General features: G+C 71.3%; 20 protein-coding genes. 7 read left to right on the top strand and 13 right to left on the bottom strand.

Going from position 1 to position 23,992, the window contains the following annotated elements; translation table 11 throughout:
• Positions 1-74: 74 nt before the first annotated feature.
• From O7624_RS22890 to O7624_RS22880, 3 genes are read right to left on the bottom strand one after another with little or no spacing between them, the layout of a single operon-like run.
• A complete protein-coding gene (locus O7624_RS22890) occupies positions 75-1,181 on the bottom strand; it encodes an ABC transporter permease (RefSeq protein WP_282237201.1) in 1,107 nt (368 codons plus the stop codon).
• On the bottom strand, positions 1,178-2,758 hold the full coding sequence (locus O7624_RS22885) for a sugar ABC transporter ATP-binding protein (protein ID WP_282237200.1): 1,581 nt from the start codon (positions 2,756-2,758) through the stop codon (positions 1,178-1,180). The genes O7624_RS22890 and O7624_RS22885 overlap by 4 nt, the downstream gene beginning before the upstream one ends.
• Entirely contained in the window at positions 2,755-3,933 is a 1,179-nt protein-coding gene (locus tag O7624_RS22880) for an ROK family transcriptional regulator (protein ID WP_093401396.1), read from the bottom strand. The genes O7624_RS22885 and O7624_RS22880 overlap by 4 nt, the downstream gene beginning before the upstream one ends.
• A gap of 719 nt (positions 3,934-4,652) precedes the next feature.
• Between O7624_RS22880 and O7624_RS22875 the strand changes: the two genes are divergently transcribed.
• Positions 4,653-4,853 (top strand): hypothetical protein, encoded by a 201-nt coding sequence (locus tag O7624_RS22875; RefSeq protein WP_282237199.1) that lies wholly within the window; start codon positions 4,653-4,655, stop codon positions 4,851-4,853.
• A 68-nt stretch (positions 4,854-4,921) separates the two neighbouring features.
• Here the strand turns inward: O7624_RS22875 and O7624_RS22870 are convergent, their stop codons facing one another.
• Complete coding sequence (locus tag O7624_RS22870) at positions 4,922-6,001, bottom strand: YihY/virulence factor BrkB family protein (protein ID WP_282237198.1); 1,080 nt, start codon at positions 5,999-6,001, stop codon at positions 4,922-4,924.
• A 715-nt stretch (positions 6,002-6,716) separates the two neighbouring features.
• Between O7624_RS22870 and O7624_RS22865 the strand changes: the two genes are divergently transcribed.
• The 5 genes from O7624_RS22865 to O7624_RS22845 all read left to right on the top strand — a co-directional run bounded on the left by O7624_RS22865 (position 6,717) and on the right by O7624_RS22845 (position 13,706).
• On the top strand, positions 6,717-8,801 hold the full coding sequence (locus tag O7624_RS22865) for a TRAP transporter fused permease subunit (protein ID WP_282240726.1): 2,085 nt from the start codon (positions 6,717-6,719) through the stop codon (positions 8,799-8,801).
• Positions 8,802-8,818: 17 nt separating this feature from the next.
• Positions 8,819-9,838: a TAXI family TRAP transporter solute-binding subunit gene (locus tag O7624_RS22860; protein WP_282237197.1), complete on the top strand. Its 1,020-nt coding sequence runs from the start codon at positions 8,819-8,821 to the stop codon at positions 9,836-9,838.
• Between the two features lie 62 nt (positions 9,839-9,900).
• Positions 9,901-12,318 carry a nitrate- and nitrite sensing domain-containing protein gene (locus O7624_RS22855; protein WP_282237196.1) on the top strand — a complete coding sequence of 806 codons (2,418 nt, stop codon included), beginning with the start codon at positions 9,901-9,903 and terminating at the stop codon, positions 12,316-12,318.
• Entirely contained in the window at positions 12,319-12,741 is a 423-nt protein-coding gene (locus O7624_RS22850; RefSeq protein WP_210940733.1) for a roadblock/LC7 domain-containing protein, read from the top strand.
• A complete protein-coding gene (locus O7624_RS22845; RefSeq protein ID WP_282237195.1) occupies positions 12,738-13,706 on the top strand; it encodes a TAXI family TRAP transporter solute-binding subunit in 969 nt (322 codons plus the stop codon). Before O7624_RS22850 ends, O7624_RS22845 begins: the two co-directional genes overlap by 4 nt.
• Positions 13,707-13,709: 3 nt before the next feature.
• Here the strand turns inward: O7624_RS22845 and O7624_RS22840 are convergent, their stop codons facing one another.
• From O7624_RS22840 to O7624_RS22830, 3 genes are all read right to left on the bottom strand, one after another.
• Entirely contained in the window at positions 13,710-14,681 is a 972-nt protein-coding gene (locus O7624_RS22840) for a hypothetical protein (protein ID WP_282237194.1), read from the bottom strand.
• A 116-nt stretch (positions 14,682-14,797) separates the two neighbouring features.
• Positions 14,798-14,989, bottom strand: coding sequence for a DUF397 domain-containing protein (locus tag O7624_RS22835; RefSeq protein WP_282237193.1), 192 nt, complete (start codon positions 14,987-14,989; stop codon positions 14,798-14,800).
• Entirely contained in the window at positions 14,980-15,783 is an 804-nt protein-coding gene (locus tag O7624_RS22830) for a helix-turn-helix transcriptional regulator (protein WP_282237192.1), read from the bottom strand. Before O7624_RS22830 ends, O7624_RS22835 begins: the two co-directional genes overlap by 10 nt.
• A gap of 675 nt (positions 15,784-16,458) precedes the next feature.
• On the opposite strand from O7624_RS22830, the gene O7624_RS22825 reads away from it, so the two are divergent.
• Positions 16,459-16,695 carry a flavin reductase gene (locus tag O7624_RS22825; protein ID WP_282237191.1) on the top strand — a complete coding sequence of 79 codons (237 nt, stop codon included), beginning with the start codon at positions 16,459-16,461 and terminating at the stop codon, positions 16,693-16,695.
• 382 nt (positions 16,696-17,077) lie between these two features.
• On the opposite strand, the gene O7624_RS22820 is transcribed toward O7624_RS22825, so the two are convergent.
• From O7624_RS22820 to O7624_RS22795, 6 genes are all read right to left on the bottom strand, one after another.
• Positions 17,078-17,887: an ABC transporter permease gene (locus O7624_RS22820; protein ID WP_282237190.1), complete on the bottom strand. Its 810-nt coding sequence runs from the start codon at positions 17,885-17,887 to the stop codon at positions 17,078-17,080.
• Between the two features lie 9 nt (positions 17,888-17,896).
• Positions 17,897-18,694: an ABC transporter permease gene (locus O7624_RS22815; protein ID WP_093401404.1), complete on the bottom strand. Its 798-nt coding sequence runs from the start codon at positions 18,692-18,694 to the stop codon at positions 17,897-17,899.
• Positions 18,695-18,720: 26 nt separating this feature from the next.
• Positions 18,721-19,653: an ABC transporter ATP-binding protein gene (locus O7624_RS22810; RefSeq protein WP_282237189.1), complete on the bottom strand. Its 933-nt coding sequence runs from the start codon at positions 19,651-19,653 to the stop codon at positions 18,721-18,723.
• Between the two features lie 49 nt (positions 19,654-19,702).
• Complete coding sequence (locus O7624_RS22805; protein WP_093401406.1) at positions 19,703-20,239, bottom strand: hypothetical protein; 537 nt, start codon at positions 20,237-20,239, stop codon at positions 19,703-19,705.
• A gap of 2 nt (positions 20,240-20,241) precedes the next feature.
• Entirely contained in the window at positions 20,242-22,107 is a 1,866-nt protein-coding gene (gene dnaG, locus O7624_RS22800; RefSeq protein WP_282237188.1) for a DNA primase, read from the bottom strand.
• A 179-nt stretch (positions 22,108-22,286) separates the two neighbouring features.
• Positions 22,287-23,936 carry a BCCT family transporter gene (locus tag O7624_RS22795; protein WP_282237187.1) on the bottom strand — a complete coding sequence of 550 codons (1,650 nt, stop codon included), beginning with the start codon at positions 23,934-23,936 and terminating at the stop codon, positions 22,287-22,289.
• Between the last annotated feature and the right edge of the window lie 56 nt (positions 23,937-23,992).

The raw sequence follows: 23,992 nt of genomic DNA, 5'->3' as shown, positions 1-23,992 counted from the left end.
TTCACTGGTGGGGATTTTGGGTGTACGAAGCCCGACCACCGTCGGTTGTTCGGGTGGCCCGGATGCGGTGGTGCTCAGCTCGTGGTGAGCCGGTTACGACGGAAGAACTGGGAGAGACTGCCGAACTGGATCTGCTGGATCAGGACGGCGGCGACGATGATGCCGCCCTTGACCATGTTCTGCGCCTCGGTGGAGAGGCCGTTGATGGCGAAGAGGTTGGTGATGGTGGCGAAGATGATCACACCGAGCAGGGAGCCGACGATGGTGCCCCGCCCGCCGCTGAGCAGCGTGCCACCGATGATCACAGCGGCGATCGCGTCCAGCTCGTAGAGGTTCGCCATCGCCGCCTGGGCGGAGGTGGCCTGCGCGGTGAGCATGATGGCGGCGATGCCGCAGCACAGGCCGGACAGCGCGTACAGCAGCAGGGTGTGCAGCCGGACGTTGATGCCGGCCAGCCGGGCGGCCTCCGGGTTGCCGCCGACGGCGACGGTGCGCCGCCCGAAGGTGGTGCGGTTGAGCAACACCCAGCCTGCGGCGACCACGGCCGCCAGGATGTAGACCAGCAGCGGGATACCGAGCAGATCGGTACTGGCGATGCCGTTGATGGTGCTGTTCTGCGAGATCTGGGTCTGCTTCTGGGAGATCTCGGCGGCCAACCCGCGCGCGGCGACGAGCATGGCCAGCGTCGCGATGAACGGCACCAGCCGCCCGTACGCGATGAGCGTCCCGTTGACCAGGCCGACCGCCACCCCGACGACGATCGCGGTGAAGATCATCCCGCCGGCGCCGAAGCTCTGGGTCGCCACCGTGGTGCACCAGACCCCGGCCAGCGCAACGATCGCGCCGACCGAGAGGTCGATGCCACCACCGATGATCACGAAGGTCATCCCGACGGTGACCACGCCAACCACCGAGGCGAGCTTGAGGATGCTGAGCATGTTCGCCCAGACCCAGTCCGGGTTGGAGTACAGGTCCCAGCGGGTGGCAGCACCGATCACGAAGAGTGCCAGCAGCACACCGATCAGGGCGAGATTCCGCTTGGCGCCCTCACCGCCGTCGCCGTGCCACCAGGACAGCCCGCCGGTGGGGCCCGCCGTGGCGTGCCCCGCCGCCTCGGTCTCGGCCGGGTCCACCGGCGGCGACTGCGCCGGCAGCTTAGTCGTGGGCGGACTATCGGTCATGCCGCTGCGCCTTCCATCAGGGACCCCGCCATCACGAGGTCGAGCACGGTGGGTTCGTCGAGTTCGTCGGCGGGGGCGGTCCGGACGACCCGCCCTTCGCGCATCACCAGCACCCGATCGGCCAGGCCGAGCACCTCGGGCACCTCGCTGGAGACCAGCAGCACCCCGACCCCCTGAGCCGCGAGCTGCCGAATCACCTGGTACAGCTCGGCCCGGGCACCGACGTCCACCCCTCGGGTGGGCTCGTCGAGCAGCAGCAGCTTCGTGTCGCCGAGCAGCCAGCGACCGACCACCACCTTCTGCTGGTTGCCGCCGGAGAGCGTGCGTACCGCCCGGCGGACGTCGCGCGGGCGCATCTCCAGGCTCTCGGCGATCCGGTCGGCCTCCGCCCGTTCCCGGCTCACGTCGGTGAAGCCGAAGCGGGCGTAGCGGCCGAAGGTGGCGAGGGTGACGTTGCGGTAGATCGGCTCGCCGAGCAGCAGCGCCTGGCTCTTACGCTCTTCGGGGGCCATGCCCATGCCGGCCTTCACCGCCGCGCCGACGCTGCCCGGCCGCAGCGTCCGGCCGGCCATCCGCACCGAACCGGCCTCGGCCGCCCGGGCGCCGTAGATCGTCTCCAGCAGTTCGGAGCGGCCGGAGCCGACCAGGCCCGCAATGCCGACGATCTCACCGGCCCGGACGGACAGCGTCACGTCGGCGAACTCGCCGTGGCGGGTCAGCCCGTTGACCTGGAGCAGCTCGTCGCCGATCACGGTGTCGGCGGCGCGGTCCGGGAAGACGTACTCGATGGTCCGGCCGGTCATCCGGGAAACCAGGTCGCTGGTCGGGGTCTCGCGGGCCGGCAGGTTCGCCGCCGTGGTCCGGCCGTCCTTGAGTACGGTCACCCGGTCACCGATCTCGCGGATCTCCTCCAACCGGTGCGAGATGTAGATGACCGCGATGCCCTGCGCGGTTAGTTCGCGGATGATCCGGAAGAGGTTCTCCACCTCGTCGTGGGCGAGCACGGCGCTCGGCTCGTCCATGATGATCAGCCGCGCCTCGTGGGACAGCGCCCGGGCCATGCTGACCACCTGCTTGCCGGCCGCCGGCAGTGCCCGCACCATCCGGCCCGGTGGGATCTCGGCGTGGCCGAGCCGGCCGAGGATCTGGCGGGTACGGCTGGCCATGTGGCCCCGACGGATGAACCCGAGCCGACGGGGCTCGTGTCCCAGGAAGGCGTTCTCCGCCACCGACAGGTCATCGACCAGGTCGAGTTCCTGGTAGATGGTGGCGATCCCGGCGCGCATCGCGGCCTGCGGGTTGGCGAAGGCGACCCGGTCGCCGCGCCACTCGATGTGCCCCGAGTCCGGCCGGTGCACCCCGGCGAGCACCTTGATCAAGGTGGACTTGCCCGCACCGTTCTGCCCGAGCAGGCAGTGCACCTCGCCCGCGCGGACCTCCAGTTGCACGCCGTCCAGGGCGCGTACGCCGGGGAAGGTCTTGACCACGTCGGTCAGGCGCAGCACCACCTCGCCCGCGCCGGTGGTCGCCGGGTCCGGCGACGCGCCAGTCCCGCTCGCGATGTCCTGCCCGGTCATGCCGCCTCCCCGAACGCCAGGTCGCTGGCGAGCACCGCGGCGCCGGCCACACCGGCCCGCGGGCCCAGCTCGGAGAGCACCACCGGCAGGTTCCCGGTGGCCAGCGGCAGCGAGCGGCGGTACACGACACTGCGGATCTCGGCGAGCAGGATGTGCCCCAGTTGGGCGAGTCCGCCGCCGATCACGATCATCGAGGGGTTGGTGAAGCTGACCAGCCCGGCGAGCACGCCGCCGACCCGCCGTCCCCCCTCGCGGATGAGCTGGATGCAGGTCACGTCCCCTTCGAGCGCCCCGGCGGCGACGTCGAGAGCGGTGACCGAGCCGTTGGCCTCCAGCCGTTCGGCCAGGGCGGGTGAGGTGCCGGCCCGCGCGGCGGCGGTGGCGTCCTTGGCGAGGGCCGCCCCGCTGAAGAGCGCCTCCAGGCAGCCGGCGTTGCCGCAGGAACAGATCGACCCCTGCGGGTCGACCTGGATGTGGCCGATGTCGCCGGCGCACCCGTCGGTACCCCGGTAGACGTCGCCGCTGAGGTAGATCCCGCAGCCGATACCGGTGCCGATCTTGACGAAGAGAAAATCATCGACCGAGTGGGCCACGCCGCCGTGCCGCTCGCCGATGGCCATGATGTTCACGTCGTTGTCCACCACCGCCGGGCAGCCGTGCTCGCGGGTGAGCAGTTCACGGACGGGGAAACGGTCCCAGCCGGGCATGATCGGCGGCGAGACCGGCACTCCGTCGCGGAAGCTGACCGGGCCGGGCACACCGATACCGACCGCGTCGAGTCGCTCGTAGACGCCGTCGACCCGGGCCTTGTGCAGCAGCTCGTTGACGCGCTGGAGGATCGCCTTCGGGCCGGACCGGATGTCGGCCGCCTCCGCGTACGCTGCCACCGGCTCCAGCCGGCCGTTGACGACCTCGACGTCGATCGAGCTGGCACCCAGGTCGACGGCGGCGAAACGCAGCTCGGGGCTCAGTTCGACAAGCGTCGACCGACGCCCGCCCCGGGAGGCCGCCTTGCCCGCCTCCGCCACGTAGCCGAGGGCGACCAGCCGCTCCAGTTCGGCGAGCAACCGGGGCCGGGGCATCTCCAGACGGTCGGCGAGTTCGGCCCGCGACAGCGCTCCCTCGTCGCGTAACAACCGCAACAACCGGACGTGCAGGGGGTCGGCGTTGGGCACGGGCTCACCTCTCCCACCGGGGGTGTTCACATCGACGAAATGCCGACGTGTGGTGCCCGACACAGTAGGAGGCTTCAGTGCACCCTGTCCAGACCTTAGAACCAATCTGTGCCCAACTTTTGCTGGATCTAGCAAAAGCTACCCGCGGGTCGACACCATGCCCGAGCCGCAGGCCAGCACCCCCGCCGCAGCCAATCCATCGACCCTCGTCGCACCAGCAGACGCACGACGACAGGTGTCGAATGACATGCGTCCGGGCGAGGACATTGCGCAAATCCGTCCGGCCAGCCCGACCCATAAACAAAACGCCAGTCAATGTAGTCGCGTCACACCGATTGACACCGAAGGTAGCGCCCCGACCAGACGCGGGGGAATACCGACGACACGTTCGTTGACGATGCGCACCCTCCTCGGGTCCGCACACAGGGCGGAAATCCACGAACACGGGCCATCGGGCGACGGCTGTAGCTTTGTAGGCCACGCTACTGGTCACCCCAGCCGCCCGAGCCGATGCGGCACCGTCGACCACCGCGGGCAGCGCACCGTCAGCCGACCGCAGGACGACCCCAGGCGAGCTCTCTGAGCTGCTGCGATCCTCCACCAGCGAGACCGTGACGCCGCTCGGCAACTGCGCCGCTGGGGTCTTTTGCGGAGAGGTGAAGAACTGGCTCGGCAGGTAGTTGAAAATCTCCGGGAACTGGCCTTCAAACACAAAGACGATGATGCTCCCGGCCGGGCAGGGCACCGCTTCCGATTCCAGCTACCACTACGATTTCCGAAACACCGACGGGTTCCAGGTGCCGAGCGGCTACATTTATTGCGACAAGATTGGCAGCACCTATCGTCCCGGCTGGCACCGGGTCAGGGACTACCAGGAAATCACGCTCAACGCCTGGTGTCTCGTCTCGGCCTGCGGCTGACAGTCAATCGCAGTACGCAGCTGAGATCGTCACCGTGCCCCAGCGCTCCCGAGGCACGGCGACGACCCTCAGCCGGCACGCCCGCCACCTTCCTTCGAGCGCAGCTTGCGATCGTCGCGCAACTCAACGTAGGGCTCCCGGTCGACCGGCCGGAGGCCGCCGCTGATCGCCCGCGCCCGCGCCAGCTCGGCATCGAGTTCCGCACCGAACAGGATCGCGATGTTGCTCAACCAGAGCCAGACCAGGAAGATGATCACCCCGGCCAGCGCCCCGTAGGTCTTGTTGTACGAGCCGAAGTTGCCGACGTAGAAGGCGAACAGGCCGGAGACCAGCAGCCAGATCAGCACCGCCAGCACCCCACCCGGGCTCACCCAGCGGAAGCCGCCCTGGCGCGCGTTCGGCGACGCCCAGTAGAGGATGGCGAACATCAGGCTGACCAGGAGCAGCAGCACCGGCCACTTGGCGATGTCCCACACCGCCACGGCCGTGCTCCCCACCCCCAGCGCAGCGCCGACCTCCTCGGCGAAGCGGCCGGTGAAGACCACGATCACCGCACTGGCCAACAGCATCACACCGACCAGCGCGGTGACCCCCACCCGGATCGGCAGGGTCTTCCAGATCGGTCGCCCCTCCGGCACGTCGTAGATCGCGTTGGAGGCACGCATGAAGGCGGCGACGTAACCGGAGGCGGACCAGAAGGCGGCGAGCAGACCGATGATCGCGGCGATACCGGCCAACCCGCCGTTCTGCTGGGCCTGCTCGATCGCGGCATCGAGGATCATGCGGATGTTCTCCTCGGGCACCGACTCCGCGACGGTGTCGCGTACCGTCCGGGTGGCCGCCGCGCCCAGCAGGCCCAGCAGCGAAACCAGCACCAGCAGGCCCGGGAAGATGGAGAGCACCCCGTAGTAGGTGAGTGCCGCGGCCCAGTCGGTCAGGCTGTCGTCGCCGAACTCGCGCACCGTCCGGCGCACCGCCGCCAGCCACTCGCCCCGCGACAACCGGCCCGGATGTGCCGGCGGGTCACTTGCCTCGCGCCCTACCGGCACCTGGTCGCGGTCGGCACCCGACTCGTCCCGCCGCCCCTCGGGGGCGGTGTCGAGCCCCGGGTCACGCCGGTCTGGACGGGAAGACTCCTCGGAGGCCATCGCCTCTCCCCTCGGCTCCGCTCGGTGCTGGTTGAGGAGACATGCCCAGCGACCGACGTGAAGTAACCCCACCCGGGCAGCCGCTCGCCCGGCTGGCCCGAAGCCTCGGGCCAGGGTGCGAGACGGTCGGCGCGGTTCCGGTTTCGGGCAGACCCGGGAAATGCGCCTACGGTGCTTCCCATCCACCGGCTCAGACGAATGCGATCACTGCGGGGAATTGGTCGTGCCTCGCCCGCCGGGATCGGTCCACCGGCCGGCGATGCGCCCCGGGACCGGCCGCGTCGATCTTCCGGCGGACGTCGAGCAGGCGACAATCCAGCCGGTTCGGAGCGACACCTACCGTAGTTGCATACACGGAGAGTAATCACTCGACTAGATTTTCTAGTCGACAAATCCGCCCGCAAGATGCCCGCTAACCCGATAAAACGGACAGCTGTCGTTGCCCTCTCCGGCGACCAGCCCTACCTCCATCGGCACGTCCGGGCCAATCATGAACGCTATTCTTAATTATTGCCGCGACGCATGACTTGAAAGAATGTAAAGTCACTCAGCGAAGCGATGTGCGACTATGTCCCCCAACGTGGAGTCAATTCGCGTATCGTCCCCCCTCGTGTCGGCTATCCGATTCACCGAAGATTCCGGACCTGAGCGTCGCGGCGGACACAGCCGAGTCGCGGAGGCGGAGGCACCCGCCGTCGGGACCGGTCCGGTCCAGATCGATCCGGTCGACATCGCCGGGCGGTTCGAGGACGAGAAGCCGGGTCGGGTGCTGACCGGACCAATCGCTCTCGCACTGACCGCGGCCACCCTGGCGATCAGCCTGCTGGCGCTCTGGCAGGTGTTCCGGCCGCTGGCCCAGGGCAGCAAGTACTACCTGATCTTCTTCCTCGCCGGCGTACTCCCGTTGGTCTTCCTCGTCTACCCGGCCGACCTGCGGCCGCCTCGCCGCCTGCGGGAGCTGTTCGCAGGTCGAGCCTCGTCGGCGTCGGCACCCGACGCGACCGGGTCCGGCGGATTCAGGCCGACCGGGTCCGGGCCCAGCCGGGTCGACTGGTTACTGGCCGCCGCGGCGCTGGCCGGCTGCCTGTACCCGGTGCTGCCGATCGCCCTGGCCGGCGGTGGCGGCGGCTACGACGCCTTCCTCGACCGGCAGGGGCTGCTGGTCGGGATGGACGTGGCGATGGGCAGCGTCCTGCTGTTCCTGCTGCTGGAGGGCTGCCGACGCACCACCGGCTGGATCCTGCCCGCCGTCTGTCTGCTCTTCCTCGGCTACGGCTACTACGGGGGACTGCTGCCACAGACCTGGGCGGTGGCGCACGCCGGGCTGGACTTCGGGCAACTGGTCGACGCCTTCTACAACTCCGACAGCGGCTTCTACGGCACCCCGCTGGACGTGGCCGCCACGTACATCGTGCTGTTCACCATCTACGGGGCGGTGCTCGATCTCTCCGGCGCCGGCCGGTTCTTCGTGAACCTGTCCGCCGCGGCGTTCCGGCGCTCGCGCACCGCCGCCGGTCGTACGGCGGTGGCCTCCGGCTTCCTGCTCGGCACCGTCTCCGGCTCCGGTGCGGCGACCACCGTCAGCATCGGCGCGGTCACCTGGCCGATCCTGCGCCGTGCCGGGTACCCGGCGGAACGGGCCGGCGGCATGCTCGCCGCAGCCGGCGTCGGTGCCATCCTGTCCCCACCGACGCTCGGCGCGGCGGCCTTCATCATCGCCGAGTACCTCGGCGTGTCCTACCTCCAGGTACTCGGCTGGGCGGTGGTGCCGACCGTCCTCTACTACCTCGGCATCGTGCTCTCGGTGGAGATCGACGCACGCCGCTCCGGAGTGCGGGCGGCATCCCTCGCAGCCGGTCCCGCCTGGCGGCTGCTGGCCCGGTCCGGGTATCACTTCGCCTCGCTGTTCGCCATCGTCGGGCTGCTCGCCGTCGGGCTGTCGGCGACCCGTGCCGTGGTGCTGGCCACCGTCCTCGCGATCGTCCTGTCCTTCCTGGACCGCAGTCACCGGCTCACCCCCGCCCGACTGGTCGCGGCGCTTTCCAACGGCGTACGCGGAGTCCTCGCCGTCACCGTCGTCTGCGCGGCGGCCGGCGTCATCACCGCCACCACCACCAAGACCGGGCTCGGTCCGCAGGCCGCCGCGCTCCTGGTCGGCGCCGCGAGCGCGGTCAGCTCCGAGCCGGCCGTGGTGCTCGCGCTGACCGCGCTGCTCGCCGCCGTCGCGCTCAGCCTGCTCGGCCTGGCGGTCCCGGTGACCGCGTCGTTCGTGATCGGCTGGGTGATCATCGGGCCGGCGCTGCTGGACCTCGGGGTCAGCGCTCCCGCCGCCGCCATGTTCGTCTTCTACTTCGCGGTGCTGTCCGAGGTGTCGCCGCCGACCGCGCTCGCCGCCGTCGCCGCCGCCGCGGTCACCGGTGGACGACTGGTGCCGACCATGTGGCACACCCTGCGGTACGCGCTGCCGGCGTACCTGATTCCGCTGGCATTCGTGATCACCCCGACCGGGCTCGGCCTGCTCGGCATCGGCGGCCCCCGGCGGATCCTCGTCGCGGCCGTTGTCACGGCCCTCGGTGTCGCGGTGCTGGCCGTCGCGGCGGGCGGCTGGCTGCCCGGCGTCGGCGCGGCGGGCGCGCCGGAACGCGTCATCGGCGGGGCCGCCGGACTGACGCTGCTCTGGCTGCAACCCGTGCCCGTCGCGATCGGTGCCGTGCTGGCCGGCGTCATGGCGGTGGGCGTGTTCATACGACGCGGATCCGCCGGCCCCTCCGGCGGAACGCGAGCCGGATCACCGGCATGACCCAGGAAGGAGACACTGTGGGACGGATCAACGCGCGGCTCGTCGCCGGGGTGGGAGTCCTCACCCTCGTCGCCGCCGGCGCCGCCGGTTGCGGAGGCCGCCAGGACGCCGCGGCCACGGACGACACCGCGAGCGCCGTCACCTGTGAGGTGGCCGAGAACACCCGGGTGGGCATCGCCACCGGTAACGCCACCGGCGTCTACTACGTGGTCGGCAACGCCCTGGCCGGGCAGCTTGCGGACAGCACCGGCGGCCGGTTGACCGGCACCGCAGCCGAGACCGGAGCATCGGTCCAGAACATCGAACAGCTCGTCGGTGGCCAGTACGACGTGGCCTTCTCGCTGTTCGACACGGCCGTCAACGCGGTGGAGGGCAAGGACAGCTTCAGCGCACCGCAGCCGGTCGAGGCGCTGGCCCGGATCTACGACAACTACACCCAGGTGGTCGTCCGGGCCGACGCGGGGATCAACTCGGTGGCCGACATGCGCGGCAAGAAGATCTCGACGGGCTCCCCCAAGTCCGGTACCGAGGTCATCGCGAACCGGCTGCTGGAGGCCGCCGGCCTGAACCCGGCCACGGACGTCCAGGCCCAGCGGCTCGACCTCACCAAGACCGTGGAGGGCGTCAAGGACGGCACCGTAGACGGTTTCTTCTGGTCCGGCGGGCTGCCCACCGGCGGCCTCACCGACCTGTTCACCACCGCTGGTGACAAGGTCAAATTCATCGACATCACGCCGTTGCTGCCTAAGATGAGCGAGCTGAACCCCGCGTACCAGGCAGGCATGATCGGCAAGGACGTGTACTCCACAGTGGCGGACACCCCGACCATCGTGGTCCCGAACGTGCTGCTCGTCCGCAAGGACCTCGACGCCAACGTGGCCTGCGCGATCACTCGGACCGTGTTCGAGAAGAAGGACGCGCTGGCCCAGGCCAATCCCGCTGCCAAGGGCATCGCCCTGGACACCGCCCGCAAGACCGACCCGGTCGGTCTGCACCGGGGCGCGGCCAAGGCGTTGCAGGACCTCGGCGCGAGCTGACCGACGGCGGCCGGGCCGGCACCTCCCCTCCGGCCCGGCCGCCCCTACCTCGGGAGACCCCCGTGCCGCTGTCCTCGCTGGCCCGCGTACGCCGGCACAACCGTCCGTCCGGCCACACCGGCCGACTCTGGTCGGTGCGTACCCAACTGCTCGCACCGATCCTGATCGCCACCGCCGGCCTGCTCGTGCTGGGGGCCATCCAGACCGGTGACGCCCTGGCCGCCTCCACCGACGCTGAACGGGCCCGGGTGCTGGCCGGCACCGCCACCGCCACCGTCTCGCTGGTACACGAGCTGGAACGGGAACTCGGCGAGACGGCGGCGCTCCGCCAGCGCGGCGGTACCTCCGGCCGGCAGTTGGTCGACGCCCAGCGGCGCCGGGTCGACGAGGCCGGCGAACGCTACCGGACCGCCAGCTCCGACGCCCGCCGCACCGCCCCGGACCTCGGCCAGGACCTCGACGGCGTGACCGAACACCTCGACCAGCTCGACGAGGCCCGGATCGCCGCGCTCACCACCGACAATGCCGACGGGATCTACGCGGCGCTGGTCGAGTCGCTGCTCGCCGTCGCCGACGCGCTGCCCGCTCAGCTACGCGACCCCGAGCTGGCCAACCGCGCCCGTGAGGTGGCCGCCGTCGCCGCCCAGGAACACCTGGCGTCGCTGGAACGTGACCTGCTCAGGGCAATCTTCGTGCGAGGTGAGCTGGTCGAGGGCGAGCTCGCCCGGCTGGGCCGGCTGCGCGGCGCGCAGGAGCAGCGGCAGGCCGAGTTCTCCCGGATCGCCGGGGAACGCGCCACCGACGCGTACACCCGTCTGATCGCCGGCGGCGACGTCTCCACCGCCCGGCGGATGCGCGACAGCGCACTGAACGCCGACGCCGAGCCGGCCGCGCTGCCCGCCGACGGAGACGCCTGGTACGTCGCCCAGAGCGGTGCCATCCGCCGATTCAACCTGCTCGGCCGGGAACTCTCCGACGAGCTGGACCAGCGCGCCGCCGAGTTGGCCACGGACGCCCGACAACGGGCGTTGGTCACCGGCGGATCCACCGCCGGCCTGGCGCTGGTCTCGCTGGCCAGCGCCGCGCTGCTGGCGGTACGCACCAGCCGCCGGCTGCGCCGGCTACGGGTGGCGGCGCTGACCATGGCACATCGGGAGCTGCCCGAGCGGATCACCGCCATCGCGGCCGGCGACAGCGGCCCGACGGAGGGCACCGCCTCGCAACTCACCGCGGGAATCAGCCGTGGACGCGACGAGATCGCCCAGGTGGCCGAGGCGTTCGACACCGTCAACCGGGCCGCGCTGCGGCTCGCCGGTGCGCAGGCCGAACTGCGGATGGACGTGACCCGGATGGTCGAGGCGCTGGCCCGCCGGATCCGGACGCTGATCACCCGGCAGCTGCGGCTGCTCGACGAGTTCGAGCAGGAGGAGACGGATCCGGACGCGTTGGCCCGACTCTTCGCCCTCGACCACCTCGCCGCCCGGATGCGGCGCAACGGCGAGAACCTGCTGGTCCTGGCCGGCGGCGAGCCCGGACGCTCGCAGGACGGCCCGCATCTGGTGGCCGACGTCGTACGCGGCGCCGCCTCCGAGATCGAGGAGTACGCCCGGGTCGAGATCGACGTGCCCACCGCCGGTGTGCACGGTTCGGCAGTCGGCAACCTGGTGCACCTGCTGGCCGAGCTGCTGGAGAACGCCACCTCGTACTCCCCGCCGCACACTCCCGTGCACGTGGACGGTCGACGTACCGTCGACGGGCTGACCCTGCGCGTACACGACCAGGGCATCGGCATCGGCGAGAACCGGCTGGCCGAAATCAACGAGCGGCTGCGCGCCCCGGCGGCGTTGTCCAGCGCCGCGGCCGGCAGCATGGGCCTGCACGTGGTGGCCCACCTGGCCGCCCGGCACGGCATCCAGGTGCGGCTGCACAGCGCCGGTGCCGGAACGGTCGCCCAGGTGGACGTGCCGGAGTCGCTGCTGACCCGGATGGAGCAGCTCACCGGCCGTCCGAACGCGGTCGGCCGGCCGGCGCCCCCGGCCGCCGGCGCCTGGTTCCGGCACCGGGGCGCTCCGGCGGTGGTCGGTGCCGCAGCAGACCGGTACGACGTGCACCGCGCCCCCACCATGACGCTGCCGGTGGTGGGCAACGGCGCAGCGGCCTGGTCACCCGAACAGCCCGGTCAACCGCACTACCGACCGCCCGCACAGCCCGTCGGCCTCGCGCCGAACGGGCCGCCCGCGTCGGCCAACGGCGCGTCGGCCTGGCGACCCGGCACCGCCCGCCCCGAGGAAGCCACCGCGGCCGGCCTGCCCCGGCGGGTACGCGGCGGCGGCCTGCAGTCCGAACTGCACGACGTGCCGCCGCCGCAGGCCGCGCCGGACCTGCTCGACCCCGAGGTGGTACGGGCCCGGCTGTCCGCCCTCTCCGCCGGGGTGGCTCACGCGATGCGACGTAACCAGCAGACGAACGGGAGACCCTAGATGACGCCCAACGGCAGCCCCGGCCTCGACTGGCTCCTGGCGAACTTCGCCGAGCAGGTACCGGACGTGTCGCACGCCCTCGCCGTCTCCGGGGACGGGCTGCGGCTGGCGGCCTCGCCGCACCTCTCGACCGACCAGGCGGACCAGCTCGCCGCCGTGATCAGCGGCCTGGCCAGCCTGACCGTCGGCGCTGCCCGGCTGATGTCCGCCGGCCGGGTCCGACAGCAGATCGTGGACATGGACGGCGGCGTACTGCTGGTTATGGCGGTCGGTGACCGCGCCCTGCTCGGCGTGCTGGCCGCCGCCGGCTGCGACCTGGGCCAGATCGGCTACGAAACGGCGACGCTGGTCCAGCGGGTCGCCGAGGCGCTCGAACCGGCGGCCCGCAACTGGGCGGACCACCCCGGCGGAGTGCCGGCATGAGCCGGGGGCGGCGATTGGTGGCGGCGCTGCTGGCGGTCGCGCTGGTCAGCGCCTGCGGCGCCGAGCGCACCCCGGAGGCTCGGCCGTGGCACGACGGGCGCATCTTCCTCGCCACCGGCAACACCACCGGGGTCTACTACCAGCTCGGCGGCGGCTACGCCGATGTGATCAGCCGCCACCTGCCCGGCTACGAGGCTCGGGCGGAACCGACCGGGGCCTCCGTCGAGAACATCACCCGGCTGGTCGACGGCGACATGGAGATCGCTTTCAGCCTCGCCGACACGGCGGCCGACGCCACCGCCGGCCGTGGCGCCTTCGATGGTCGCCCGCAGCCGGTTCGGGCGCTGGCCCGGGTCTACAGCAACTACACCCACGTGATCGTCCGCGCCGACGCGCAGATCGCCGACCTCGCGGGACTGCGGGGCAGACGGGTCTCCACAGGCTCACCGAAGTCCGGCACCGATGTCATCGCCGCTCGGCTGCTCACCGCCGCCGGACTGGACCCCGAACGGGACATACGCCGAGCCCGGGTCTCGCTGCCGGAGACGGTGGCCCGGATGCGCAGCGGCACGCTCGACGCGATGTTCTTCTCCGGCGGGCTACCCACTCCGGGCATCGCCGACCTGCTCACCAACGCCCCCGACCGGTTCCGGCTGCTGCCGGTCGCCGACCTGATCGAGCCGCTGAGCGCCACGCACGGCTCGGTCTACACCACCGCCGAACTGCCCCCCGACGCCTACGACACCCCCTCGGGCACCCCCACCGTGACGGTCCCCAACGTGATCCTGGTCAGCGCGGAGATGCCCGACGACCTGGCGTACGACCTGACCCGCCTGCTCTTCACGTACCAGGCCGACCTGGCCGTGGCGCACCCCGAGGCCCGCAACTTCAACCGCGAGTCGGCCGCCACCACCGACCCCATCCCCCTGCACCCCGGCGCCGCCCGCTACTACCAGGGCGCCTGACACTCACCGCTGGCAGTCGCGATCTGTGGCGTCGGGTTGCCAGCCGGCGGCCAGGAGGGCACGGCGGACGGTGTCGGCGACCTGTTCCGGGTGGGTCCGGACCAGCCACGCGGGGAAGCGGAGGATCCGCTCCCCCGCCGTCCAGACGTCATTCTGCCGGCGCATGTCCGCCGTCCACTGGCGTACGTCCATGTGGTGCGCGCCGTCGATCTCCGCGTGCACACCCCACTCCCGCCAGTACGCGTCCAGCCAGCGCGTCCGGCCCGCCGCGTCGGTCCGTCGCTGTTGCAGGTCGGGCCGGGGCAGACCGGCTCGACGGCATAGCCGGACGAAGTCGATCTCGCTCAACGCCTGAGCGCCACCGGCGATGTCGTCGATGGTCTGCCGGATCAACAGCCGTCGGGGTGCGCGAGGCAGCACGTCCAGCACGGCGGCCAGTTCCTCCGGCAGCACCCGCCGCTGCTGGCAGCCGGCGGCGAGCGTCTCCTGCGCCACCCGTGGCGAGGGTGCCCAGCTGGCGGCGTCGACAAGGGCCCGCGCGGTGGTCGTGCGGGGCGGACGACCAACCTGAAGATGCGCATCGGGCAGGACCGATGTCCGGTGCACCACCACTGCGGCCATGTCGATCGGCAACTGGCGCAGGATGGTTCGCCCGGCCCGACGGGACGCCGGCACGAGCACGTGCAGGGGCTCGGATCGCAGGCCGCGTACGCCCGCCTCGGTGGCTGCCGTGGCGCCCCCGAGCACCGCACCCGCTCCGGCGGCGAGCACCGCGACCCACAACTGTTGATCCCGGGTCAACCGGCCGTTGCCGGTCAGCAGCAGCCCGCGACTTATCGCCCGCCACCGCCGGGAACGCACCAACCCGCGTACGGTGCCGTCGGTCAGTACGCTGCGGGCCTGCGCGCTGGTGAGCACACCGGCCTGCTCGAAGGCCAGCCATTCCAGCGCCCCAGCCGTGTCATCGGGAACCATCCACCGACCGTGGCCGCCCCACCGGCCCCAACACCACCAGATCTTGGACACTTCCCGTTATTCGCTAACGGATTCTGTCCAAGATTGACCAGATAGGACGGTGGAGCGTGGCGGGGTTACGGGTTTACGGGGAGGTGCGTGAGGAAGCTGCGCCACGCGGTGGGCGGGAAGGCCAGCACTGGGCCGGTCGGATCCTTGGAGTCGCGCACGGCCACCAGACCAGGCAGGTTGTCGGCCACCTCCACACAGTTGCCGCCGTCAGGACCACTGCGGGTGCTCTTGCGCCAACGAGCGTCGGTCAACTCCATGTCTCCGCCACTTCCGCCATCAGGTCGAGGGACTGCTGCTGCGATAGTGCCTCACCCCGGATCGACTCCCAAACGTCAATCATGCGCTGGACGTACTCGGTGCGGTCGACGACCTGCCCGTGGCGCTGTCCCTCCAGGTAGACGACGTCCTCCCCGTGCGGTGGGGTGGCGATCACGAACGGGCCGCCAAGTCCGGCGTATGCCCCAGCGGAGAGCGGCACGACCTGGATGCGGACCCGGGGCAGCGTCGAGCCGACCTTCACCAGGTGCCGCAGTTGCTCGCGCATCACCTCGGCGTCGCCGATCCGGCGGCGCAGCACGTGTTCGTCGATAACCACGGTAAACAGCGGTGGCCGGTCACGGGTCAGCGCCGCCTGGCGGTCCAGCCGGTTTGTCACCTGTTGCTCAATCTCGTCAGGGGCGAACAAGCCGCCACCGGAGAGCAGCGCACGGACGTACCCCTCGGTCTGCAACAGTCCCGGCACGCAGAGCGGCTCGAACGAGCGCAGCGTGGTCGCCTCCTGCTCCACACCGACCCAGTCGCGGAACCATGGCACCACCGTTTCGCGGCTGATTCGGCGCTGGATGCGCTCGAACCGACCGTCCCCGCCGAAGACGGTGTCGCTGCGGCGGGCGAAGTCCAGGCTGGGCCGGCGCTCGCCGGTCTCCACCTTGGCTACCAGGGCGGCCGAGTAGCTGAGCGCCTCAGCCAGCGCGGTCTGTGACATGCCGGCGCCGGCCCGGGCCAGCCGCAGTTCCTCGGCGAAGTGCTCCAGCATGGACGAGCGCTCCACGGACACCCTCCATACATCCTCGTACCGTCTGGGACCGGCCATGGACGCGCTGGTCGTCACCGCGCCGGGCCTCCCACCGTAGTCGCGTCCTCACCAGACTGTCACGCAGCGGAACCGCTCACGGGAACGGACGGCGGGCGGAACCAGGCCGGGGCGCCGGCAACACCCGACATTCGGCCGGCGCCCCATCCACCTCGACGGAGGCTTCATGCGAATCAGGTTCTGGCGATGCCGGCCCCCGGCGACACCCGCGCCGCTCCCCCAGCGCACCCGGAACGCCCGCCCCCTGCCACCGGCCTGGTGGCAGGACATGACCGACCGGGCCACCTCGACCAACCCGGCACCCGGCAGCTCCGGCCAGCCGCCCCGCCGGGGCGCGTCGGGACCAGGCATGCGACCCGCATCGGCCGCAGACCACCCAGCGCAGCCGATACCGTCGCAGCGAAACCCGCGCCGCCCGACACCGTCGCAGCAAAACCCCGACCGCCCGACACCGTCGCAGCAAGACCGCCGCCGCCCGAGTTGGGCGGCGGCACCGACCGAGGTGTTCCCCCTCAACCGCCCGGGGCGACCGGGGTGGCTCACTCGGGCGCAGGAGTGGCGGGCCAACGGGGGCCGCTGGTCACCGCCCCGGGATGAGCCGTCGTCCCCTGGCGGCGAGCCGGAGCAGCGCTGATGCCCCGCTACCGGCCGCATATCGCGGCCCGCCCCTCGTGGCGGTGCCGGGTGTGCGGGGCGGCTTGGCCGTGTTCGCCGGCCCGGCTGGCGCTGCTCGGCGAGTACCGGGAGAACCGGACCGGCCTGCTGATCTATCTCGGCACGATGATGTACGACGCGGCCGGCGACCTCACCGGCCAACATCCGCCGGGCGTCCTGGCCGACCGCTTCCTCACCTGGGCCCGCCCCCGCTGAGGCGCGGTCCGCCGCCCCGCTGTGCAGTGCGCTGCACTGCACAGCGGTGCAGGGCGAGGCGGTGCGGTGCGGTGCGGTGCGGTGCCGAAAGCGTGGCAGTCTTTGCGCTCGACCCGCCGGCCGGCAGGTGCCTGGAGTGCCACACTTCCCACTACCCGCGCCGCCTCACAGGCCCGGCCCCCACAAGCCGCACCGCCCCCGAGGCCACACGCCCACGGGCCGCCCCACCCCCACAGCACCGCCCCACATGCCGCCCCACCCCACAGCGCACACCGCCCACAGGCCGCCCCGCCCCACAGCACGCGCCGCCCACAGCGCGCACCGCCCACAGCGCGCACCGCCCACAGGGCCATACCGCCCAGCGGGCCGGCAGGAGCGTCAGCTACTTGTAGAGCAGGCGACCCATCCGGCGGGAGGCGATGAGCAGGCCGGCGGTCAGCACCGCGAGCAGGTAGAGCACGTCGAGCGTCCAGCTCCAGCCGCCGGTGTCGACGGTCAGCGCACGGATCAGGTGCACCGCCCGGTAGAGCGGAGTCACCTCGACCAGCCACCGCAGCACCGCCGGGTACGCCTCGGCGGGCACGAAGGTGCCGGAGAACAGGAACAGGACGAACTGCATCGAGCTCATCAGGTCGAAATCCTGCCAGCTGCGCATGAACGTGGCGATGGCCATGCCGAGCGCGCCGAACGCGAAGCCAACCAGCACCGCCGCCGGGAACGCGGCGAGCGCGCGGGCGGGCGCGGTCAGGTCCATCACCACCATCACCACGAGGAAAGCGGCCGAGTACGCGCTGCCCCGCAGCATCGCCCACGCCAGCTCGCCGAGGGCGATCTCGAATGGCTGCACCGGGGTGGCGATCACCCCGTCGTACAGCTTCATGTACTTCATCTTCCCGAAGAAGTTGAAGGTGGTCTCCGCCAGCGCGCCGGTCATCGCCGACGAGGCGAGCATGGCCGGGGCGACGAAGGCCGCGTACGTCACCACCGCACCGCTGGGCAGCGTCAGGTCGCCGATCAGCGCACCCACCCCGACGCCGATGGAAAGCAGGTAGAGCAGCGGCTCGACGAAGCCGGAGACGAGCAGCAGCCAGTAGACGGACCTCAGGGCGGCGACGTTCCGTTCGGTGACCGACGCGGATCGCCGCGACGCGGCCGAGACGTCGACAAGCCGGGGCAGCACCAGAGTGACCATGACCCTCTCCTAGACGACGAGCCGGCGGGCGAAGACGCGGCGGGCGAGCAGCCATCCTCCGGCCGCCCAGGCGGCCAGGTAGCACAGGTGGCCGATCACCGACCACTGCGGGGCGACGCCGAGCACCGCCGCGCGGCACAGGTCCACGGCGTGCCAGAGCGGCGTGACGTACGCGAGCCAGCGCAGCGCCAGCGGCAGCGACTCGACCGGGAAGAACACCCCGGCGAACAGGGTCATCGGGATTACCGCGAAGCGGAACAGCATGGCGAGCCAACTGTCCGAGTCGACCGACGCGGCGTACGCGAAGGTGGGCGCGGCGACGGCCAGCGCGAGCAGCGCCGCCACCGGCACCGCCAGCACCGCCCACGGCGAGCGCAGCGCCCCCAGCACCCCGGTCACCAGGAGAAACGCGATGACGGCGGTCAGCACCCGGAACAGTACGAACGAGAGGTGACCGGCGAGGATGTCGGCCACGCGCAGCGGCGACGAGCGCTGCCCGAGGTAGATCTTCTGCCACTGGAGGTTGCCGAACACCGGCCAGGTCGACTCGCTGATCGCCACCTGCAACGCCGTCGAGGCGAGCAGCCCGCCGGCGATCCATTCCAGGTAGGAGACGCCACCCACGCCCTGGTCGATGTACGCCCCGACGCCCACCCCGAACCCGAGCACGGTGAGCGTGGGCAGCAGGAAGGACGAGAAGGCTCCGGCCCGCCAGGTGCGCCGGTAACCCACCAGGTGGTATTCGAGTACGGCGAGGGCCGGCACCCGCGGCAGGGCGGGTCGGTCCCGGGTGAGTTGTGCCGTCACGGCAGCCCCTTCCAGCATGTCCTGGCTCAGTCGACGAGGGTGCGGCCGGTGAGGTGCAGGAAGACGTCCTCCAGGCTGCTGCGTCGGACCAGCACGTTTGCCGGTCGCAGCCCGAGCGCGGCCACCTCGGCCACCGCCGCGTCACCGTCGGACACGTAGACCAGGACCCGGTCGGGCAGCACCTCGACGCGTTCCCCCAGCGCGTCGAGCTTGCCGGCGAACGTCTCCTGCGACTCGGCGGCGAACCGCAGCTCGACCACCTCGCGGGTGGCATGCTGCTCGATGAGCGCGCGCGGCGACCCCTCGGCGACGATCCGGCCGCCGTCCATCACCACCAACCGGTCACAGAGCTGCTCGGCCTCGTCCATGTAGTGCGTGGTGAGCACCAGCGTGACGCCCTGCTGCTTGAGCCGGAACAGCCGTTCCCAGACCAGGTGCCGGGCCTGCGGGTCGAGACCTGTGGTCGGCTCGTCGAGGAGCACGATGTCCGGCTCGTTGACCAACGCGCGGGCGATGGTGAGCCGGCGCTTCATGCCACCGGAGAGCGGCTCGACCTTGCTGTCCGCCCGGTCGCCGAGCTGCACGAAATCCAGCAGCTCGGCGGCCCGTGCCCGGGCCACCCGGCGGGGAATGCCGAAGTAGCGGGCGTACGTCGTGAGGTTTTCCCGGACGGTCAGCTCGGGGTCGAGGTTGTCGAGCTGTGGACAGACGCCGAGCCGAGCCCGGATGGCTGGCCCGTCCCGCACCGGATCCATGCCCAGGATGTGCAGCTCTCCGCCGCTGGGCGGCGAGGTGCAGCCGACCATCCGCATGGTGGACGACTTGCCGGCACCGTTGGGCCCCAGGAAGCCGAACGCCTCACCGGCGCTGACCTCCACGTCGATGCCGTCGACGGCAGTGAAGTCGCCGAACCGCTTCACCAGCCCCCGTGCCTGAATGAGTGGTCGCCCCGTGGTCACTCCCGGACCCTAGACACCCGGTCCGACACTTCCCAACGGATTAACGAGTTCAGAGGTCGGCGGGGGTGGTGGCGGTACGGGCGGCGGCGACGAGGCGGTCGGTTTCGGCGAGGACGTCGGGGGCGTCGGTGGGGGTGCCGGGGTCGTAGTGGACCATCCAGGTCAGACCGTCGCTGCCGGGCACCCGGCGTCCGACGATGCGGCCGGATCCGCCGGGCAGGGCGTGGTGCTGGGTGTACGCGACGGAGCGGGTGACCCGGGTGCGTACCTGGTGCGGCAGCTCACCCGGATCGAGCAGCAGGTACCGCTCGGCCGGCAGCTCGGCGACCACCAGGTAGCCGTCCCGCTCGGCGACCCGTTCGCCCGGGGTCACGGTCAGCTCCCGGCCCGACCAGACCGCCTTGACCACGTCGTGCCAGCCGATCCGGTGGCCCCGGCCGGGCAGCCAGAGCCCGAGGTTGGTGGCGACCACCACCCCGTCGCCCTCCCCGTTGCCGGCGGCGGCCCAGGCCAGCACCCGTTCGTCGCGCTCCAGCGGCGGCCGGTCGGCCGGTGGCAGCTTCGGCCGGCGGCGGAACAGTGGCATCCCTACAACCCTCCCGCCGCCTGCTCGCGCAGGGCACGGGCGTGCTGCTCCAGCGAGAGCAGCTCACCGAAGGCGGCGAAGTACTCGTCCTTGTTGTTTACCGGATTGATCCGCTGGATCCGGGACTTCAGCTCCCGGATCCGTGCGGTGACCGACCCCCACTGCAACCGGGCCATGGTGATCGAGACGTAGCGCGGGTCCGGTTCGCCGTCGATCCGCAACGGTTCCACGGCCAGCTCACCGACCAGGGCCTGGGCGGCGAGATCCTCGCAGGCGTCGCGTACCGCTTCGATCCACACCGCGCCGCCGGCTGCCGACGCGACTCCGCCGGCCGCGGCGACCGCCGCCCGGACGGCCACGTGCACCGGATGCCGGTAGTCGGTCGCCTCGACCGCGTCGAACATCGGACCGGCCAGCACCGGCTCCTGGAGGGCCAGCTTCAGCGCCTCCCGCTCGACCATCGACTGCGGGCTGTCCACAGTCGGTTCGGTCCGGGCGGGACGCGCGGCCGGTTCGTCCCCCGGTCGTCCCGACGCGGCGGTCAGCACCGCCCGCTGCACCGGTTCGATCTCCATCCCGAGGTCACCGGCGAGCTTGCGGACGTACTCCGGACGCTTCTCCCGGTCCTTGAGCTTCGCCACCAGGGGCGCGGCACGCCGCATCGCCTCGACCCGACCATCGACGGTGTCCAGGTCGTACCGGCTGATCACGTGGCGCAGCGCGAAGTCGACAAGCGGCTCGCGGCGGGCGACCAGGTCGCGTACGGCCAGGTCGCCCTTTGCCAGCCGCAGCTCGCACGGGTCCATGTTGTCGGGGCTGACCGCGATGAAGGTACGCCCGACGAAGCGCTGGTCGTCGTCGAAGGCCCGCAGCGCGGCCTTCTGCCCGGCCGCGTCCCCGTCGAAGGTGAAGATGATCTCGCCAGCCACGGCGTCGGTGTCCAACAGCAGCCGGCGCAGTACGCCGATGTGGTCGGCGCCGAAGGCGGTGCCGCAGGTCGCCACGGCGGTCGGTACGCCGGCCAGGTGGCAGGCCATCACGTCGGTGTAACCCTCGACCACCACCACCCGACCCTGCTTGGCGATCTCCCGTTTGGCCTGGTCGATGCCGTAGAGCACGTGGGACTTCTTGTAGATCGGTGTCTCGGGGGTGTTGAGGTACTTCGGGCCGTCGTCGTCGGCGAAGAGTTTGCGCGCACCGAAGCCGATGACGTCGCCGGTCAGGTCCCGGATCGGCCAGAGCAGCCGGCGGCGGAACCTGTCGATCAGACTGCCGGAGCGGGCCGGGCGGGACAGCCCGGCGGTGACCAGTTCGTCGTGGCTGAAGCCACGCTGACGCAGGTGCTTGGTGAGCAGGTCCCAGCCGTCGGGGGCGAAGCCGCAGCCGTACCGCTGCGCGGCGGCCCGGTCGAAGCCGCGCTCGGCCAGGAACTCTCGGGCGGGACGCGCGCCGGCCGTGGCCAACTGCGCGGTGTAGAACTCGACGGCGGCGGCGTGCGCGGCCACCAGCCGCTGCTTCTGGCCCTGCTGCGGACGGTTCGGTCGGGGCGCGGACCGGTCGTCCTCCACGTAGCGCAGTTGCAGACCGGCGCGGGCCGCGAGCCGCTCCACCGCCTCGACGAAGCTGAGGTGCTCGGCGTCCATCAGGAACTTGATCGCGTCGCCGCCGGCACCGCAGCCGAAGCAGTACCAGACGTTGCGGGCGGGCGAGACGTTGAACGACGGGCTCTTCTCGTCGTGGAATGGGCAGAGCCCCTTGAGGTTGCCACCACCGGCCGACTTGAGCGTCACGGTGTCGGAGATGATCTCGGCGATGGACGTACGCTCGCGGACCAACGCGATGTCCTCGTCCCGGATCCGCCCCGCCATACCCGCCACCTCCTCGACCTACATCCTGCCCTGCCCGACCACGGCGCGCGGAAGGGCCCCTTGGTGACGTCTCCGACAGCGGATGCACCCTTCCCGACACCATCGACGCGGGGCGCGAACACCGACGCCGCGCCGTTCCGCCACGGAGGCGGAACGGCGCGGCGGGCGGGCAGGACCGGTCAGCGGGGGCGGCGACGCAGGTAGCGGCGTACCGGTGGCGGATCCTCCTCCTCGTACGACCGGGCGGCGCGCACCGCGTCGGCCAGCCCGTGCGGGCGGGTGCGCGGCGGCCCGGCCAGCAGCGGATCGCGGGCCATGTCCTTGACCAGGGCCACGGCCAGCCCGAGCATCACCACCACGAACGGCAACGCCACCATGATGGTGGCCTGTTGCAGCGCGTCCAGCCCGCCGACGAGCAGCAGCACGGCGGCGACCGCGCCGATCAGGATTCCCCAGCTGCCCACGACCAGCCGGTGCGGACGCAGCGCGCCCCGGGAGGTCAGCGAGCCGAGCACCAGCGAGGCGGAGTCGGCGCTGGTGACGAAGTACAGCGCGATGAGCACCATGGCCAGCACGCCGGTCAACGCCGCCAGCGGCAGCGCGTCGAGCAGACCGAACAGCGCCTGTTCGCTGCTGGCGGAGGCGTCCGCCACCAGGTCACGTACCCCGGTGGCCTGCACGCGCAGCGCGCTGCCGCCCATGATCGCGAACCAGACGGCGCTGGCGCCGCTGGGCACCAGGAGGACACCGATCAGGAACTGCCGCACGCTCCGGCCCCGCGAGATGCGGGCGATGAAGGTGCCGACGAACGGCGCCCAGGAGATCCACCACGCCCAGTAGAAGATCGTCCAGCCACCCAGCCAGGCCGGGTCGGAGAACGCCCCGGTCCGGGTGGACATGAAGACGAGGTTGCTGAGGTAGTCGCCGATCGAGGCCGGCAGCACCTCAAGGGTGTAGATGGTCGGCCCGACCACGAAGACGAAGAGCATCAGCGCGACGGCCAGCACCACGTTCGTGGTGGAGAGCCACTTGATGCCCCGGTGCAGGCCGGTGAAGGCGGAGATGACGAAGGCCAGCGTCAGCGCCCCGATCACCACCAGCTCCACCGCTGTGGAGTCCGGCACCCCGGCGACCAGGTCCAGTCCGGCGGCGACCTGGAGGGCGCCGAGGCCGAGGCTGGTGGCAGAGCCGAAGACGGTGGCGAAGACGGCCAGCAGGTCGATGACCTGACCGACGGCGCCGTCGGCACGCTCGCCGATGAGCGGGCGGAACGCCGCCGAGATCCGGTTCTGCCGGCCCCGTCGGAACGTCGAGTACGCCAGGGCCAGCGCCACCACCGCGTAGATCGCCCACGGGTGCAGGGTCCAGTGGAAGAGAGTGAACTGCATGGCCGCGGACGCCGCCTGCCCGGTCTGCGGCTCGACGCCGGTCGCCGGCGGTGGTGTGGCGTAGTGCTGGATGGGCTCGGCCACGGCGAAGAAGACCAAACCGATGCCCATGCCGGCGCTGAACATCATGGCGATCCAGGCCAGCGTGCTGAACTCCGGCTCGTCGTCGTCCTTGCCGAGCCGGATCCGGCCGAACCGGGACAGCGCCAGCACCACCGCCAGCACCAGGAAGGCGTTGGCCGCCACCACGAAGAACCAGCCGAACGTGTCGATGACCCAGGCCAGACCCGATTCGCCGACACTCGCCAGCGAGTCACGGGCCAGAACCCCCCAGAGCACCACGGCGAGCACCCCGCCGACGCCCAGGCCCAGCACGATCGGATCGATCGTGCCGCCCCTACCACCAGATTCGGCGGTCTTCTCGTCTGCCTGCTCGCTCATGGTCACCCCTGACCATCCTCCCGTTCCCCTGCCGCCGTGCTCCGAGAATCCGGCTA

Origin of the sequence: Verrucosispora sp. WMMD1129 (genome assembly GCF_029581255.1) — a bacterium.
GTDB classification, from domain to species: Bacteria; Actinomycetota; Actinomycetes; order Mycobacteriales; family Micromonosporaceae; genus Micromonospora; species Micromonospora sediminimaris.
Note: the sequence above shows the minus strand (reverse complement) of the source record. Positions and strands in the feature narration are given on the sequence as shown.

Excerpts from the sequence above, each read along its gene's own strand:
- O7624_RS22890 (WP_282237201.1), bottom strand. The coding sequence starts at position 1,181 with ATGACCGATAGTCCGCCCACGACTAAGCTGCCGGCGCAGTCGCCGCCG.
- O7624_RS22885 (WP_282237200.1), bottom strand. The coding sequence starts at position 2,758 with ATGACCGGGCAGGACATCGCGAGCGGGACTGGCGCGTCGCCGGACCCG.
- O7624_RS22875 (WP_282237199.1), top strand. The coding sequence starts at position 4,653 with ATGATGCTCCCGGCCGGGCAGGGCACCGCTTCCGATTCCAGCTACCAC.
- O7624_RS22870 (WP_282237198.1), bottom strand. The coding sequence starts at position 6,001 with ATGGCCTCCGAGGAGTCTTCCCGTCCAGACCGGCGTGACCCGGGGCTC.
- O7624_RS22850 (WP_210940733.1), top strand. The coding sequence starts at position 12,319 with ATGACGCCCAACGGCAGCCCCGGCCTCGACTGGCTCCTGGCGAACTTC.
- O7624_RS22845 (WP_282237195.1), top strand. The coding sequence starts at position 12,738 with ATGAGCCGGGGGCGGCGATTGGTGGCGGCGCTGCTGGCGGTCGCGCTG.
- O7624_RS22840 (WP_282237194.1), bottom strand. The coding sequence starts at position 14,681 with ATGGTTCCCGATGACACGGCTGGGGCGCTGGAATGGCTGGCCTTCGAG.
- O7624_RS22835 (WP_282237193.1), bottom strand. The coding sequence starts at position 14,989 with ATGGAGTTGACCGACGCTCGTTGGCGCAAGAGCACCCGCAGTGGTCCT.
- O7624_RS22825 (WP_282237191.1), top strand. The coding sequence starts at position 16,459 with ATGCCCCGCTACCGGCCGCATATCGCGGCCCGCCCCTCGTGGCGGTGC.
- O7624_RS22820 (WP_282237190.1), bottom strand. The coding sequence starts at position 17,887 with ATGGTCACTCTGGTGCTGCCCCGGCTTGTCGACGTCTCGGCCGCGTCG.
- O7624_RS22805 (WP_093401406.1), bottom strand. The coding sequence starts at position 20,239 with ATGCCACTGTTCCGCCGCCGGCCGAAGCTGCCACCGGCCGACCGGCCG.
- dnaG (WP_282237188.1), bottom strand. The coding sequence starts at position 22,107 with ATGGCGGGGCGGATCCGGGACGAGGACATCGCGTTGGTCCGCGAGCGT.
- O7624_RS22795 (WP_282237187.1), bottom strand. The coding sequence starts at position 23,936 with ATGAGCGAGCAGGCAGACGAGAAGACCGCCGAATCTGGTGGTAGGGGC.